Source organism: Paenibacillus sp. GbtcB18 (assembly GCF_019091125.1).
In the GTDB taxonomy this organism is placed as follows: domain Bacteria; phylum Bacillota; class Bacilli; order Paenibacillales; family NBRC-103111; genus Paenibacillus_F; species Paenibacillus_F chitinolyticus.
The window spans coordinates 400,221-415,821 of the sequence record NZ_JAGXJX010000006.1; the positions used below are offsets into that span (position 1 = coordinate 400,221).

The 15,601-nt window shown below is 52.8% G+C and carries 15 protein-coding genes, 5 tRNA genes and 1 rRNA gene; 14 read left to right on the forward strand and 7 right to left on the reverse strand.

Going from position 1 to position 15,601, the window contains the following annotated elements; genetic code table 11:
• Positions 1-29 precede the first annotated feature (29 nt).
• The 5 genes from alr to nagZ all read left to right on the forward strand — a co-directional run bounded on the left by alr (position 30) and on the right by nagZ (position 5,948).
• A complete protein-coding gene (gene alr, locus KVT34_RS19575) occupies positions 30-1,229 on the forward strand; it encodes an alanine racemase (RefSeq protein WP_217560493.1) in 1,200 nt (399 codons plus the stop codon).
• 215 nt (positions 1,230-1,444) lie between these two features.
• Positions 1,445-1,726 (forward strand): CopG family ribbon-helix-helix protein, encoded by a 282-nt coding sequence (locus KVT34_RS19580; protein ID WP_036740450.1) that lies wholly within the window; start codon positions 1,445-1,447, stop codon positions 1,724-1,726.
• 4 nt (positions 1,727-1,730) lie between these two features.
• Positions 1,731-2,081, forward strand: a complete 351-nt coding sequence (locus KVT34_RS19585; RefSeq protein ID WP_009675190.1) for a type II toxin-antitoxin system PemK/MazF family toxin — start codon at positions 1,731-1,733, stop codon at positions 2,079-2,081.
• Positions 2,082-2,263: 182 nt separating this feature from the next.
• Entirely contained in the window at positions 2,264-4,495 is a 2,232-nt protein-coding gene (locus KVT34_RS19590; protein ID WP_254634998.1) for a Tex family protein, read from the forward strand.
• 193 nt (positions 4,496-4,688) lie between these two features.
• A complete protein-coding gene (gene nagZ, locus KVT34_RS19595; RefSeq protein ID WP_217560494.1) occupies positions 4,689-5,948 on the forward strand; it encodes a beta-N-acetylhexosaminidase in 1,260 nt (419 codons plus the stop codon).
• A 48-nt stretch (positions 5,949-5,996) separates the two neighbouring features.
• Here nagZ and cmpA read toward each other — a convergent pair whose 3' ends face one another.
• The gene (gene cmpA, locus KVT34_RS19600) at positions 5,997-6,143 is read right to left on the reverse strand and encodes a cortex morphogenetic protein CmpA (RefSeq protein ID WP_085981306.1); all 147 of its coding nucleotides are present in this window, start codon (positions 6,141-6,143) and stop codon (positions 5,997-5,999) included.
• A 95-nt stretch (positions 6,144-6,238) separates the two neighbouring features.
• Positions 6,239-6,604: a hydrolase/acyltransferase gene (locus KVT34_RS19605; protein WP_217560495.1), complete on the reverse strand. Its 366-nt coding sequence runs from the start codon at positions 6,602-6,604 to the stop codon at positions 6,239-6,241.
• Between the two features lie 142 nt (positions 6,605-6,746).
• Here KVT34_RS19605 and KVT34_RS19610 point away from each other — a divergent pair, with 142 nt between their 5' ends.
• From KVT34_RS19610 to KVT34_RS19645, 8 genes are all read left to right on the forward strand, one after another.
• Entirely contained in the window at positions 6,747-7,220 is a 474-nt protein-coding gene (locus KVT34_RS19610; protein WP_217560496.1) for a SprT family protein, read from the forward strand.
• Between the two features lie 18 nt (positions 7,221-7,238).
• Positions 7,239-7,314, forward strand: a tRNA-Asn gene (locus KVT34_RS19615).
• Positions 7,315-7,319: 5 nt separating this feature from the next.
• Positions 7,320-7,410, forward strand: a tRNA-Ser gene (locus KVT34_RS19620).
• Positions 7,411-7,604: 194 nt separating this feature from the next.
• Positions 7,605-7,679 (forward strand) — tRNA-Glu (locus tag KVT34_RS19625).
• A gap of 3 nt (positions 7,680-7,682) precedes the next feature.
• A tRNA-Lys gene (locus KVT34_RS19630) sits at positions 7,683-7,755 on the forward strand.
• A gap of 17 nt (positions 7,756-7,772) precedes the next feature.
• A tRNA-Leu gene (locus KVT34_RS19635) sits at positions 7,773-7,854 on the forward strand.
• 447 nt (positions 7,855-8,301) lie between these two features.
• Positions 8,302-9,915: a lipase family protein gene (locus tag KVT34_RS19640; RefSeq protein WP_217560497.1), complete on the forward strand. Its 1,614-nt coding sequence runs from the start codon at positions 8,302-8,304 to the stop codon at positions 9,913-9,915.
• 106 nt (positions 9,916-10,021) lie between these two features.
• Positions 10,022-10,441, forward strand: coding sequence for a pyridoxamine 5'-phosphate oxidase family protein (locus tag KVT34_RS19645; protein ID WP_217560499.1), 420 nt, complete (start codon positions 10,022-10,024; stop codon positions 10,439-10,441).
• A gap of 258 nt (positions 10,442-10,699) precedes the next feature.
• Here the strand turns inward: KVT34_RS19645 and KVT34_RS19650 are convergent, their stop codons facing one another.
• The 5 genes from KVT34_RS19650 to KVT34_RS19670 form a co-directional block, all read right to left on the reverse strand.
• Complete coding sequence (locus tag KVT34_RS19650; protein ID WP_217560500.1) at positions 10,700-11,329, reverse strand: ABC transporter permease; 630 nt, start codon at positions 11,327-11,329, stop codon at positions 10,700-10,702.
• 32 nt (positions 11,330-11,361) lie between these two features.
• Positions 11,362-12,261 (reverse strand): glycine betaine ABC transporter substrate-binding protein, encoded by a 900-nt coding sequence (locus tag KVT34_RS19655; RefSeq protein ID WP_217560501.1) that lies wholly within the window; start codon positions 12,259-12,261, stop codon positions 11,362-11,364.
• 91 nt (positions 12,262-12,352) lie between these two features.
• Entirely contained in the window at positions 12,353-13,021 is a 669-nt protein-coding gene (locus tag KVT34_RS19660; protein ID WP_217560502.1) for an ABC transporter permease, read from the reverse strand.
• Positions 13,022-14,242: an ABC transporter ATP-binding protein gene (locus KVT34_RS19665; protein ID WP_217560503.1), complete on the reverse strand. Its 1,221-nt coding sequence runs from the start codon at positions 14,240-14,242 to the stop codon at positions 13,022-13,024.
• 98 nt (positions 14,243-14,340) lie between these two features.
• On the reverse strand, positions 14,341-14,862 hold the full coding sequence (locus KVT34_RS19670) for a DUF2179 domain-containing protein (protein ID WP_042235903.1): 522 nt from the start codon (positions 14,860-14,862) through the stop codon (positions 14,341-14,343).
• A 670-nt stretch (positions 14,863-15,532) separates the two neighbouring features.
• Here KVT34_RS19670 and KVT34_RS19675 point away from each other — a divergent pair.
• Positions 15,533-15,601: ribosomal RNA gene (locus KVT34_RS19675) — 16S ribosomal RNA — on the forward strand; the annotation flags it as partial.

The following is a 15,601-nucleotide window of genomic DNA, read 5'->3' on the forward strand; positions in this document are numbered from 1 at the left end:
GTACAGTTTTGAAGAAGGTGAACTTTGACGTGGATGCTTTTTACCGTCCGACTTACGTGGAAATTTCATTGGATGCGCTCCGCAGCAACCTGGAGACTTTCAGGCGCGTGCTGCCGGGAAGCGTACACATGATGGCGGTTCTGAAAGCCGATGCCTACGGCCATGGCGCCGTAGAGGTTTCGAAAGTGGCAATGGAATGCGGCGCGACCTATCTGGCCGTAGCTTTTCTCGACGAAGCGATGGAACTGAGGAACGCCGGCGTTACGGCGCCTATCCTGGTTCTGGGCTATACGCCGCCTGAAGGGATCGGACTTGCGCTGGAACACGACATTACGTTGACCGTTTATACGGAAGAACTGCTTGAAGCGGCTTCCGGGTATGCGCAGCGCGACGCCGCAGCGGGCGGGAACAAACCGCCGCTTAACATTCATATTAAAATCGACAGCGGCATGGGACGGATCGGCTTGCACGACGAGGACGAAGCGATCGCGTTTATCGCGAAAGCGCTGCAGACGCGGGGAGTCCGGGTCGAGGGGCTGTTTACCCACTATGCCAATGCGGATGAAACCGACAAAGCTTATACGTACGAACAGCACGCGAAATTCGCCGGGATCGTCCGGAAGGCCGGTGAGCTGCCGGGAGCCCGTTTTCCTTTTGTGCACGCCGGCAACAGCGCGACTGCCATCGATCTGCCCGAACTTACTTACAATATGGTACGTCTGGGCATTGCCATGTATGGGCTGTATCCTTCCGAAGAGGTAAACAAAGAGCAGATTAGGCTGAAACCCGTACTGAGCCTCAAAACGGGGATCGTCCATCTGAAGACCCTTCCGCCCGGATCGGGCGTCAGCTACGGCACCATTTATCACACGCAAGGCGATGAACGGATTGCCACACTGCCGATCGGCTATGCCGACGGCTTCTCGCGTCTGTTGACGGGGAAAGCGGAAGGACTGGTGCGCGGCAGAAGAGCTCTGGTCGTGGGCCGGATCTGTATGGATCAATGTATGCTGAATACGAGCGATATTCCGGAAGCGGCATTCGGAGACGAGGTCGTCCTGCTCGGCGAGCAGGGCGGAGAACGCATAACCGCGGAGGAAATCGCCGCTAAGCTGGGTACGATCAATTACGAAGTAACCTGCATGATCTCTCACCGGGTTCCCCGCGTTTACGTAAGCGGCGGCCGTAGAGTGAAGGCGGTCAACTCCCTGTTCAGACATCTTTTTTAACGGATCGACAGAATTTAATCAAAATTCCACAATTTTTCCCGAAGGAAAAACAGGATTTCAGGGTATGCCCTCGAATAGATTACAAGGGAGCTTGACGATGCGTATGGCATAAATGATATACCACGCGCATATATACTGAAGTAGTATAAATTTACTACTGCATCGACATAATGGTAGTAAAGTGTTTTCGGATGTTTCTTGGGGGTGCGAAATCGGTGAATAATGCTCATAACACGAAGAGGATCATGATCAGTTTGCCAGACAACCTATTACAGGAGGTCGACGGCATTGTGGAGAAGGAGAACTCCAACCGAAGCGAGTTTATTCGCCAGGCCATGAAGCTGTATTTGCTTGAACGCAAAAAACGCAGCCTTCGCGAATCCATGCAGAAAGGCTACATGGAGATGGCTAAAATCAACCTAACGATAGCGGACGAAGCTTTTCAAGCGGAGGAAGAGGCGGACAATACGCTGGTACGCTTAGTAAGCGGGGTGTAATAATTTGATTGTAAAACGTGGCGATGTGTACTTCGCAGATCTTTCACCGGTTGTCGGTTCCGAGCAGGGCGGCGTCCGTCCGGTGCTGATTATCCAGAACGACATCGGCAATCGCTTCAGCCCGACGGTCATCGTCGCCGCAATCACGGCGCAGATTCAGAAAGCGAAGCTACCGACGCACGTGGAAATCGATGCGGAAACGCACGGTTTCGACCGGGACTCCGTCATTTTGCTGGAACAGATCCGTACGATCGACAAACAGCGGCTGACCGACAAAATTACGCATCTGGATGAAGAATCAATGCGCAAGGTGGACGAAGCGCTGCAGGTCAGCGTGGGACTGATTGATTTCTAGCGATGAAATGAGGAGCGAGGGGCCCTAACAGCCCTCGTTTTTTCGTTTCTTTAACTAAGGTCGGCACGAAAATGAGGTCCGGGCACGCGAAAGCTGCGGAGATCAAGAGGTTTTCGGGGGAAGGATCGGGCCGAGTATAACTATGCCCGGAAGAAAGCTACAAAACGCATGGGGGAATAACGATGGCAAACACGGATGTCCAGCACGCAGACAAGCAGCAAGCACCTAAGAGCTACGAACGGACCGAGGAAAAAACGGCGGCTACGGCTGCCCGAATCGTCAAACAAATCGCCGCCGAGCTTCAGCTCAAGGCTTCGCAGGTTCAAACGACTGTAAATCTTCTGGATGAAGGCAATACCATCCCGTTTATCGCGCGTTACCGCAAGGAAATGACGGGAGAACTCGACGAGAATTTCCTGCGGGATATCGAGGAGCGGCTGAATTACCTCCGCAATCTGGAAGACCGCAAGCTGGAAGTGCTGCGTCTTATCGACGAGCAGGACAAGCTCACCGGTGAGCTTCAGGCTTCCATTGAAAAAGCGGTAAAGCTCCAGGAGCTGGAGGATTTGTACCGTCCATACCGCCAGAAGCGCAAAACACGCGCAAGCGTCGCGAAGGAAAAAGGGCTGGAGCCGCTGGCGAAATTTATACTGAAACAGCCTCAGAAAGGCTCGCTTCAGGAAGAAGCCGCGAAGTACGTTCGCGAAGACAAAGGCGTCGGCACCACCGAAGAAGCTCTTCAAGGCGCGCAGGATATCGTTGCCGAGCAGCTCGCGGACGATGCGAAAATCCGGGCCTGGGTCCGTAAATTTACGCACGACAACGGGATTCTGCGTACGGAAGCGAAGAAGCAGGAAGAAGAGTCCGTTTACGAGATGTATTACAGCTACCAGGAACCGCTGAAAAAAATGCCGCCGCACCGCACGCTGGCGATTAACCGCGGTGAGCGCGAGGACGTGCTGAAAGTGGCGCTCGACGTTCCCGTGGAGCGAATCCATGAATTCATCGGCCGCCAGGTCATCCAGGGGCCGTCCGTGACGCGCGACGCGCTGCAATCGGCTGTGGAAGACGCCTACAAGCGTCTGATCGCGCCATCCATCGAGCGGGAAGTCCGCGGAGAGCTGACGGAACGGGCGGAGACGCACGCGATCCAGATTTTCGCCGGCAATCTGCGGAATCTGCTCCTCCAGGCGCCCGTTAAGGGCCAAACCGTGCTCGGCGTCGATCCGGCTTACCGGACCGGCTGCAAGCTGGCCGTCGTGGACGAGACGGGTAAGATGCTGGAGGTCACGGTGACGTATCCAACGCCGCCGAACAACAAAGTCGCGGAAGCGAAGGCCGCTTTCAAGCGCCTGATCGACACGTACGATGTCAGCCTCATCGTCATCGGCAACGGTACCGCTTCGCGCGAAACCGAGCAGTTCGTGGCGGATCTGATCGCCGAACTTAAAGCGCGCAAGCTCCAGTACCTCATCGTGAACGAGGCCGGCGCAAGCGTGTACTCCGCATCGAAGCTTGCTCAGACGGAGTTCCCGGACCTCGACGTCGCGGAGCGCAGCGCCATCTCGATCGCGCGCCGTCTGCAGGACCCGCTCGCGGAGCTTGTCAAAATCGAGCCGAAAGCGATCGGCGTCGGCCAATACCAGCACGACGTCTCGCAGAAGCATCTCGACGAGAGCCTCAAAGCGGTTGTCGAATCCGCGGTTAACCATGTCGGTGTCGACGTGAACACGGCATCGCCGTCGCTGCTTTCCTACGTCTCCGGAATCAACAGCACGATCGCGAAGAATATCGTGAAGTTCCGCGAGGAGAACGGGAAGTTCGGCAGCCGCAAAGAGCTGCAGAAGGTTCCCCGCCTCGGCGCGAAAACGTTCGAGCAGTGCATCGGCTTCCTCCGGGTACCCGGAAGCGGCAATCCGCTCGACAACACGCCGATCCACCCCGAGACATACGACGTGGTGGACAAGCTGCTGGCCGAGCTGAGAGTCGAGCTTGCCGGGATCGGATCCCAGCAGCTCAAGGAGCTGCTTCAGCGCCAGGAGCCCGAAGAGCTTGCGCCCAAGCTTGGCATCGGCGTGCCTACGCTGCGCGATATCCTGGACAGCCTGCAGCGTCCGGGCCGCGATCCCCGCGAGGAACTCGGCACGCCGATCTTCCGGACCGACGTCCTTCAGATCGAAGATTTGAAGCCGGGGATGGAGCTTCAGGGTACCGTGCGCAACGTGATCGATTTCGGCGCATTTGTCGATATCGGCATCAAAAGCGACGGTCTCGTCCATATTTCCCAGCTCAGCGACAAGTTCGTGAAACATCCGATGGATGTGGTATCCGTCGGTGACAACGTAACGGTCTGGGTATTGAACGTAGATGCAAAGAAGGGCCGTGTCGGCCTGACCATGAAACAGCCGCAATAAACGGAACCGGCCATAAAGAACCTCAAGATCCCAAAGAGCTTGAGGTTTTCTTTTTTACTCTGAATTCCGCGCCTCGGTACCGTCCTGACATCTCGTTCAGGCAAGGCAGGAATAACTCTTACACGAATGGGCAAAAACAGAAAAGATAGCTGCCGCTGGAATCCGGCAGACGATCAGAGCGGAGGGAAGGTCCATGCTTCACACATGGTTACGCAAGGGAGGAACGCTGGCGCTTGCCGTTCTGCTGTTCATTTCGGCCGGCTGCGGCACATCGGGACCGCAGGCAGGTCCGGGCAAAAGCCAAAGCGGCGGCAAGGAGTCGCAGCCGAGTCCGACACCTACGGTCGACGACCCGCTGAAGGATCAGATTGCAAGGATGACGCTGGATCAGAAAATCGGTCAAATGGTCATCAGCGGAGTCGACGGCTTGGAGATGGACGAGCATGCGCGGCAGCTGATAGATACCTATAAAGTCGGAGGCTTCATTTTATTCAAGCCGAACGTAAAAAGCACGGTGCAGACGGTAGCCCTCCTGAATTCGTTGAAAGAAGAGAATGCCCGTACGGGGAGCAAAATACCGCTAATGCTGAGTGTCGACGAGGAAGGCGGACGCGTCAGCCGCATGCCGGACGAGTATATGAACGTACCTGCGAGCCGGGTAATCGGCAGTACGAAGAACCTGCGGTTCGCTGCGGAGATCGGAGATATTCTCGCCCGGGAAGTGGCTTCCCTCGGATTTAACACAAATTTCGCTCCCGTGCTCGATATCAACAGCAACCCGAACAATCCGGTCATCGGGGACCGTTCTTTCGGGTCGACGCCCGAGCTTGTAAGCAATCTTGGGGTCGAGATGATGAAAGCCATCGCCGCGCAGAAGGTGATTCCCGTTGTGAAACATTTCCCGGGACATGGCGATACCGCGGTAGATTCCCACATCGGGCTGCCTGTCGTGGAGCACGATGCGGGCCGTCTGCGTTCTTTTGAGCTCGTCCCCTTCGTCAAAGCCTTTCAGAGCGGGGCGGATGCGGTCATGGTTGCGCACATTCTGCTTCCGAAGCTGGATGCCACCTATCCGGCTTCCTTATCCCCGGCGGTCATTACCGATTTGCTGCGCAAAGAGCTGAATTTCGGCGGTGTCGTGTTCACGGACGATCTGACAATGGGCGCCATCGTCAAAAGTTACGGAATCGGCGAGGCGGCCGTTCAAGCCGTGAAAGCAGGCACGGACGTAGCCCTAGTTTGTCACGAATTCGACAACACGGTCCGTGTCGTAAAAGCGCTGAAGCAGGCCGCCGAAACCGGCGTCCTTTCGGAGCGGAGAATCGATGAGAGTGTTTACCGGATTCTGAAGCTTAAATACAAGTACACGTTAGCCGATCAGCCGGCTCCGGAGCCGGACGTCGGCAAAATCAACGAGCAGATCGGCCGGGTTTTGGACGCCCGTATGCCTTAACGGCCCAGAGCCGTTACAAAAAAAGCAGGTAATTCCGCCTATGCGGAGCTACCTGCTTTTTTCAAAGGATCCCGACAGCTCGTCGGGTGATCTCCGTGTCCGGTAAAAAAACCAACTGTCGTTAAGTAAACGAATCTGCCGAGGGTTTTTGTTCTGGAACGCTCGCATCAGCTGGTTGCAGAGCCATTGCGGCATAACGCCATCCCCTTCCTGACTGACTACTTACAGCATATGGGGCAGAGGCGTCCGGCGTGCAGGTCCTGCAGCTTTTTTATCGGAAAAGCGGAGATTTACTGCTGATCTTCCTCGTACTCTTCGTACCATTGCTCAAGTTGGGCCTGCAGCGCCCGGATTTCGGTGAGGAGCGATACGAGCGGGTAGGCGGATTCCTGAATGGAAGCGAAGGAAGCTTCGAGCTTATTAATATAGTCCAGACCTCCGGTTATCGCATACGCGGTACTCACCGGCTCCAGGTTGTCGCATTCGGCGATGACGACCGGCAGTTCAGGCACATTGTGTGCGGTCAGCTTCTCGATTTCTTTGTGCAGCCGGCCGTTCAGGGCCGTAAGCTGGTACATGTGCGTAGCGGGCATTTCGACAAATTCAAGCTGGTCTTTCAGTTTCAATACGGCATATTTCATAACGCTGGTCGGCATAGCGGCGGTGCTCCTCTCGCGCATCACGTTCTCGTTTTCTACTTGACAGTATAGCCCTTCATTAGGTACAAATTCAAGAGAGACTTATCCGCGGGAGCATACGGGAAATCCAGTGCCGAAGCGGGGAAAGGAGTCGCTTGCTATGGACGACGGGCAGCTTCAGGTGTGGGTGGAGCAGATTTCTATGCAGGCGTTCGGATGGCCGTTTCGTCACCGTGCGCGGTTTAACCGTAGGCTTCGTGCCACGGGCGGTCGCTATTTTACGAAGTCACACGATATCGAGATCAGCTGGCATCAGTGGGAGACTTACGGCAGGGACGATGTCGAAAAAATCATTAAGCACGAGCTGTGCCACTATCATCTTCATTTGCAGAGAAGAGGCTATCAGCACCGGGATGCCGACTTTAAGCTTCTGCTCAAGCAAGTGGGCGGGACGCGATTTTGCCGGGCTTTGCCTCAACGCAAGGAACCGGCGCCTTATAAGTACAAGCTCAAGTGCGTGGCCTGCGGCACCGAATATTACCGGAAAAGAAAGATGGATGTGCGTAAATACTCGTGCGGAAAGTGCCGGGGAAAGCTGCAACTTTACACGCTTGACTTTCCCAAACGTTCATGATAAATTAATTATTGTCTTTCCCTGATAGCTCAGTTGGTAGAGCACTCGACTGTTAATCGAGTTGTCACAGGTTCGAGTCCTGTTCGGGGAGCCATATCTGGAGAGATACCCAAGTGGCTCAAGGGGACCCTCTGCTAAGGGGTTAGACTGCGTAAGTGGTGCGAGGGTTCGAATCCCTCTCTCTCCGCCATAAGTATTGTGAAGAAAGTCGCTTAGATACAGCGGCTTTTTTGCTTTTTACAGACATTGGTACACATGGACCGGTACCGGCCGGAACGATTTTGTGCCAGAAAATTCATTCTAAATTAGGCTTGTCATTTTGAAAAGGTTAAGCTATAATAACACTTGTCGTCAAAAACGACATCATGTTCTAAGAGTTGACAAGGCCCGTTGGTCAAGGGGTTAAGACACCTCCCTTTCACGGAGGTAACAGGGGTTCGAATCCCCTACGGGTCACCATGAGAGCCATTAGCTCAGTTGGTAGAGCACCTGACTTTTAATCAGGGTGTCGAAGGTTCGAGTCCTTCATGGCTCACATTCTTTACCTCACATGCGGTCGTGGTGGAACGGCAGACACGCTATCTTGAGGGGGTAGTGCCCAATGGGCGTGAGGGTTCAAATCCCTCCGACCGCATACCTCATTAAATAAGAGACCTTGCTGAATACAGCGGGGTCTTTTATTTTTTTAGAAATATTTCCCGAGAAATATCGAACTGTGAGACAGGTGTCTAATTGTGCGGGATGTTTTATCGACAAAGGATCAAGTACATCATGCGGATGTCGAAAGGCCGAAAGCTTCGAAATATCAAGACAGATATACCGCCAGGCGGTTGCAGTATGGACCCGATGTCGTTGAACAGTTCCTGTGTAAACATGAGAGGAAGTCTAAAAACGGAGATTTGTGTTGATGTTGATGTTGATGTTGGTGGACGATCAATTAGATTGGTCGAGATACTTTAGTCCGGAAATAGTTCCGGGCTTTTTTTTGTTTTCTTAAAATTAACACCCAGCTAATGCTGAATTGTAATTTCTTCCATATAATGAAGAGGTAAGCAATTATCGATTCAGAGGAGGGAATTAAATGATTCAAAAAGTTCGTGCCCGTATGATCCCCTTGTTAGGCTTATCCGCGGTTCTTGCGTGTTCTTCGGTGGTCCAAGCCGCTCCACCGCCGGCTCCGTCTCTGCATGACGACAATCCGTCCGGTCATTTCGGGGACTGGTACACGGGAGCGGTGCCTCCGCAGGCTTCCAATGACAAGCCCGTGATTCTTTTCGTCCAGGGTCTTCACTCGAATTATAACACTTGGCTCAAAACGGACGGATACTACGAGGCGGCTTATAAGGCCGGGTATCGCACGGCTTTTGTACAGCTGAAAGATGCGGACGGCGCGGGCGGGGACATGTGGACCAACGGTCCGAAGCTGGCCGAGGTCATCAAGAAGGTCGCCCAATATTATGGTGTCTCCCAAATTAATATCATCGCTCACTCCAAGGGTGGAATCGACACGCAAGCCGCACTCCTGCATTACGGCGCCGCGCCGTACGTGAACGTCGTTCATCAGCTTTCTACGCCGAATAGGGGCTCCGAGCTGGCTGACATGGCTTACAGCGACTGGACAAGCTGGCTGGCCGAAATCCTAGGCAAGAAAGACGATGCGGTCTATTCGCTGCAAACTTCCTACATGGCTAACTTCCGTACGCAGACAGACAGCAAGCCGGGAGTCTCCGCTACTAAGACCTACATGTCCGGCGGAGAGGGTGATGACGGCTGGTTTACCGCCTACTGGTTCGCCCATGCCATTCTTCCGGGCGAGGATGACGGTGCCGTCAGCGTAGCATCCGCGCTTGGATTGCCTTATGGCATTAAAAGCTTTACAAAGAACATCTCCCACAGCGCGATGACGACGGCTTCCCAGACTTGGAGTCTGGTTCAGCCCAAGCTGGCACTTGGCAAAAAGGCGGTTGCAGCGGCGGCGCTTCAAGAAGAGAACCTCTCTGCCGCCCCTCAAGCAGCTCCTGCGGTTTCCGAGAATTCTTCTTTCATTATGAAAGGAGGCAGTCTCGCCAAAGGATCCGCAAAAGAGGTCTTCCCGCTTGAAAGTGGTCTCGGTTCGATCTCCCTGGATGTGTTGACGGCTAAAGAAACGACGCAAGTCACATTGACAAGCCCATCCGGCAAAAAGATCACGCTTAATCCGGCCAAAAGTGCGGAGAAAGACGATGCCGTTCTGTTCTCCGATGCCGTTCATCATACGCTTACGCTTGAGAACCCGGAAAAGGGGAACTGGACCCTGGAGCTGTCTGGAGAAGGGGATGCATACTTTATGCTGGCCCGTCCGGAAGGCCGTGTAAAAGGACAAATCAAGAACGCCCGCAAACAATACAAACAAGGTGAGAATGCGCAGATTGCCGTTTCGTTCGACGGAGCGGGCAAGCTGGAGGACACCAAAACGAAGAAAGCGAAGCTGACTCGTTCCGGAGGCAAAGGCAAGGTGAAGAGCCTTCAGCAAGCGGGCGAAGTTAATCTGCAAACCGCGAAGAACGAAGTTCTCTTAAACTTCAAGGCGCCGACGGAGCCCGGGGTTTATAATATCTCATTCGACATCAACGGAGCGAACGAGCGGCAGGAACCTTTTACACGTTCCGTGAACTACAATTTCGCCGTGACCGATGAGGCGGGCAAAATCGAATAGAAACGCTTCGCCAAAGCGGCCCTGCATGTCGTTTGGGGCACCTTCTTTTCGGGTAAGCTAAATAGAGAAAGAGAAACGTGTTTACTCGAAAGGAGCTGGAGAGAGCATGTCGAATCCGTCTTTGGAACAGCAGATCGTAAGCGTTCTGGATAACAACGAGTTTTGCTCGTTCGGTACCGTTGAGAATGGGAAGCCGCGTGTACGCTACATGGCTTTATTTCACGATGAGCTGACGATTTATTTGGCGACAAACCGTAAAACCGATAAGGTGGAAGAGATACAAGATAATCCCCATGTACATATTCTTGTGGGCTTTGACGGTAAACCTTCTTCCGATATCCTTCAGATCGAAGCGACAGGCAGTGTGAGTACGGATGAAAGCTTGCGCGAAAAAGTATGGCGCGACGACTTCAAGGAATGGTTCGACGGTCCGCACGATCCGGAATATGTCATTCTGAAAATTGTACCCGACCGTATCGAGTACCACAGCGGTAAATCCGATCCGCAGGTATGGCAGGCGAAATAACAAGCGCGAAGCCGAAAGAAGCCCTAACGGGCCCTTTCGGCTTTTTTTGTTTTCAATGCGGAATCTTCTCGTTCATTACGTGAATGCGATCCGGTATTCAAACGCGACGCGTATTGTGGGTACGACGACAGACGGTTGCCGTTCCGCTAAAGCTCGGTTGCGGTACAGCCGTTTCATGGAGCGGCGCCCGAGCCCTTCCGGCAAATAAAAAGAACACGGCGGCTGCAAAGGCAGTCTTCCGTGTTCTTTTTATTTACACTACCGGCTTACATGCATTCGCTTCTGCACCTGGCCGAGGACAAAATCCGTCAGCAGCGCGAGCAGCGCCGCCGGGATAGCTCCCGCATACAAACGGGCGGAATTGTCCATGTTGATGCCGGAATAAATCTCCCGGCCCAGACCCCCGCCCCCGATCAGCGGAGCGATGGTAGCCACGCCGATGGCGATGACCGCCGCGACCCGGACGCCTGTCGCGATAAAAGGCAGCGACAGCGGAAGCTGCACCTTCCACATAAGCTGAAGCTGGCTCATGCCGACTCCACGTCCGGCTTCCGTAATCGCCGGATTTACCTGGGTGAGCCCGACAAAGGTGTTGCGGATGATCGGCATCAGGGAATAGAGGAAGAGGCCGATAACCACTGTCTTGAAGCCGAGCCCGAATACTATCATCAGCAGCACGAGTAGCGCCAGACTCGGGAACACCTGAATGATGTTCGCGGCCGTAAGAATGACGGAACCGAGGCGGCGGTAACGCGCGGCCAAAATGCCCAGCGGCACCCCGACGATAAGCGCCATAAGAATGGCAAGGAGAACCATTACGATATGATCGTAAGTCAATCCCAGCAAATCAAGCCAGTTTTCACTCATATATTGAAAGAAAAGCTCCATATTCATGTCCCCTTAGAAGGCCTGCAGGACCTTTATTTCAGCAGTCCGATTTGTTTTAAATAGTCTTCCGCGACTTTTTTCTCATTGCGTTTTTTCACGTCAACTTCATAGTTCAAATCAATCATGGTTTTGGCATCGATTTTCCCGATCAGCAGTCCGATGATATCGTTCAGCTCCGGATTATCGGCCAGCAGTTCCTTTTTCACTACCGGTGAGGCATCGTAAGGAGGGAAGAACTGTTTGTCGTCCTCCAGTGTCACCAGATTGTATTCTTTTAACCGGGCGTCCGTTGAGTAAGCGAGTACGATATCCACTTTTTTGCTGGCTACGGCACTGTAGACGAGTGCGACTTCCATGGGAAGCGTGTCCCCGAATTGAAGCCCGTAATGTTTGGCGAACGCCTTGTATCCGTCGCTTTCTCTTTCAAGCCAGGTCGTATCTACCCCCAGTTTGATGGAGCCGGCTTCCGGGATAATGTCCGAGATCTTCTTCCAGCCCTTCTCGTCCGCCAATTCTTTGCGCACCGTAAAGGCGTACGTATTTTCAAATCCGTAAGGATTAAACCATTTAAAGTTAAAATATTTATCGAAACCGGCCTGCGCTTCCGCAAGCACTTCTTCCCGGTTTCTTTTCTTGTCTTCGATCGGGAAATGCTTGTTAAGCAGTTCGCCGGTATAAAGGGTCGACATCTGGATGTCGCCCTTCTTCATGGCATCGATGATGACTCCGCTTGACGCAAGGTCCGGAAGTACATCCACCTTTAGGTCGGTACGGTCCTCGATCAGCAGCTTGTACATTTGGGCCAAAATTTTCGGCTCCGAATAAGTCTGCGTACCGATCAGAATGGTATCTCCCCGTCCGCAGCCGCTTGCTGACACAACAACCGCAGCGAGAAGGCTTGCTGCCAGTAAGCGTCTTCTCACACGTTTCATTCGAAATCCCCTTTAGACGGCCTTCACAGCGCGGCCGTTTTTTATAGTGATAAGCTTTTATTTAGCTCGTTGATGGTAGCCTTCCAAAAGATTAAGCTGTTTTAGCACCCGATGTTTTGGTCCGGGAGGTGAGCCATTTTTCCAGAGCCCCCAGCACGAAATCGGCGATCAGGGCCAAGATGACGGCCAGAATGGCGCCGGTAAAAATAAGCTCTTTCTTGTTCACGCCCATCCCCGCTACAATCAACTGGCCAAGACCCCCGGCTCCGATAAGGGTCGCCAGTGTAGCCCAGCTGATAATATAGACCGTTGTCACGCGGACGCCGGACATGATGTAAGGAAGAGCCAGCGGAAGCTGGATGCGCACTAACCGCTGGATGGAGCTGTAGCCCATGCCTCTTGCGGCCTCGATCAGATGCGGGTTGACCGCCTGGAAACCCGTGAACGTATTCCGCATGATAGGCATCAGGGAATACAGGAACAGGGCGATAATGGCCGGCTTCATGCCGACCCCGATCAGCGGGATCAGGATAGCGAGCAGGGCGAGGCTGGGAATCGTCTGCAGCAGGTTCGATAAAGCAAAAACAAGCGAATTGATCCATTTAATCCGGTTTCCGGCCAAATATACACCTATAGGGATAGCGACAATACAGCCGAAAAGGATGGACAGGAACGAAATGATCAGATGCTCCCGGAAAGCGACCAGGATATCCGGCATCCGGTCGCTAAGAAATTGACCGTAGCTGTTCAGGAAATCCATTTATGCACCTCCGCTGCTGACTGGAGTTTGCGTCTCGTCTTCCGCTGAAGCTTGGAGCGCCGCTTCGGTCGTTTCGGTAAATTCGTCGGACTCGGCAGGCGTATATACATCCGCGATATGACGGACTACACTCCCTTTGGTAACGAGCCCGGCGAACGTGTTGTTCTCGCGGACAACCGGGATATAAGGAAGGTTATGTTCGTTCATAAGCTGGATTGCCACGGATAAGGAAGTGCCTGTTTCGACCGTATGATGAAAAGGCTTGGCGATATCGGCCAGCGTGATATTTTCCTGCCTGTACTTGTCGAGCACCTGGAAGATGGACGTCGTGCCGATAAGGCGGTTCTGCCTGTCTACGATCAGGAGGGAATCGACCCGGTTTTTCTCCATGATTTTAATGGCTTCGGCAAGGCCGCGTGTAGGATAGGCAGTGATCGGATGTTCCGCCATAACCTCATCGACGGTAGGGATTTCCTCGAATCCGGTGTCCGCCTGCAGCCTCTTTTTACCGACGAAAGACTTTACAAACTCGTTGGCCGGATAACGGAGGATATGCTCCGGGCTGCCGTGCTGAACGATTTCGCCGTCCTTCATAAGCACGATGTTGTCCGCGATTTTCACGGCTTCGTCCATATCATGGGTAACGAAAATAATCGTCTTCTTCAAATCCTGTTGAAGCCTGATAAGCTCGTCCTGCAATTGTTCCCGGGAGATGGGATCGAGCGCGCTGAAAGGCTCATCCATCAAAATGATATCGGGTTCCGCGGCCAGAGCCCGGATAACGCCGATACGCTGCTGCTGTCCTCCGCTAAGCTCGGATGGGTAGCGGTTGCGGAACGTGTCCGGGTCAAGGGATACGAGGCGAAGCAGTTCATCGACCCGTGTATCTATGCGCTGCTGGTCCCATTTCAGCAGCTTTGGAACAACCGCTACGTTTTTAGCGATCGTCATGTGAGGGAACAAGCCGATATTTTGTATCACGTAGCCGATATTGCGTCTCAGCTCGACCGGGTCCATTTGGGAGATATCCTTCCCTTTAATGGTGACTTTTCCTTCGGAGGGATTGATCAAGCGGTTGATCAGTTTCATCGTGGTGGATTTACCGCATCCGCTTGGTCCGATCAGGACATGGAGCTGGCCTTCGGCGAACTCTAAGTTAAGATTTTTCAGTGCGACGAATCCATCGTCGTATCTTTTGATAACACCTTCCAGACGAATCATTCCATGCAGCACCCCTTTTTTTCTCTAAGTAACAGCGTGAAGTTTACTTATGTAACCTTTTATATAAACAGAATGAGACAAAATGAATCACCAATAGGTTAAGGATTTAGTCTCCTCGTCCAGAAACCGCCGCGGAAAAAACGCGGTTCATAAGAGATCACAAAAGCTTTCGGAGCGAGTTCATGAAGAGTGCTCAGAAGCTTTTTTTCCAGAGAACGCTTGGCGAGCACCTGCATGACCAGACGGGGGCCGTCGCGTCCTTCCGCTATCCAGTGAGTGACTCCGTATCCTTTGGTCCGCAGCGTATCCGGCAGAGTCGTTTCCGTATAATCGACGACGATTTGCAGAGTGGTGTACCCGAGCGCAAGCCAGCCTTCAATGCGGATCCCGAGCCAGACGCCAGCCCCCCAGCCAACGCAGTAAGCGATAATGTTGACAGGGTCGTCGATGTTCTTGAGCACAATATTAAGACCCATTAAATATATGAAGATTTCCACCGTACTTATACTTGCGGCGAGCAGTCTTCTTGCCTTCATCACCAAAATCATGCGGATCGTGGATAGAGAGACATAAGCGATATTGATGACGATAATGGTAAGAATGGTTTGGGCGCTTATCATGCTGATGCTCCTTTCGATGTGAGTTTGGCGCTTTCAACTTATAAAGAGGTATTACCCACAATCGCCGCACCCGAACAGGAACAGGAGAGAGAAGGAGGAATGAGCGCTGCGACCCGTCAAATATAAGCCCGGTGTTAACACCGCGGTAGCAGGTTGAAGACGGCTTAATCTTGGCTTTGCTTACCGTTTAAGATTGCTGAATGAAGACTAAACTATACGGGGTTGTATATAAAGGAAGTTAATCGTTCATGCATGTAAAAATATACCTGTTGAATATTTCTTTGCAGGCGTGGTATATTGTTCTTCCGGCCGCTGAGAGGCAGTCGGGAATGATTAAAAAAAAGATGTTGCAAGCTAACAACTAATGTGATATATTATAACTCGGCCGCAAGAAACGCGGTTGAATGAGAGATTCATGTTAGATAACTTGCTACAGAATGTTAAAAATAACACTTGCATTGCTAAGATGAATGTGTTAGAATGAAATTCCGGTCGCGAGAACGACTGGTACAAACGAGTAACACGCGAGATTGTCCTTTGAAAACTGAACAACGAGTGATTGAAGTGTCTCGAGAAATCGAGATATTAATGAGAAGAAATTCTCGTCAGCAACGAATGATTGAGCTTAATCAGCTTGAGATAAACCGCTGGCCGTAAGGCCGGCACAACTTTATCGGAGAGTTTGATCCTGGCTCAGGACGAACGCTGGCGGCGTGCCTAATACATGCAAGTCGAGCGG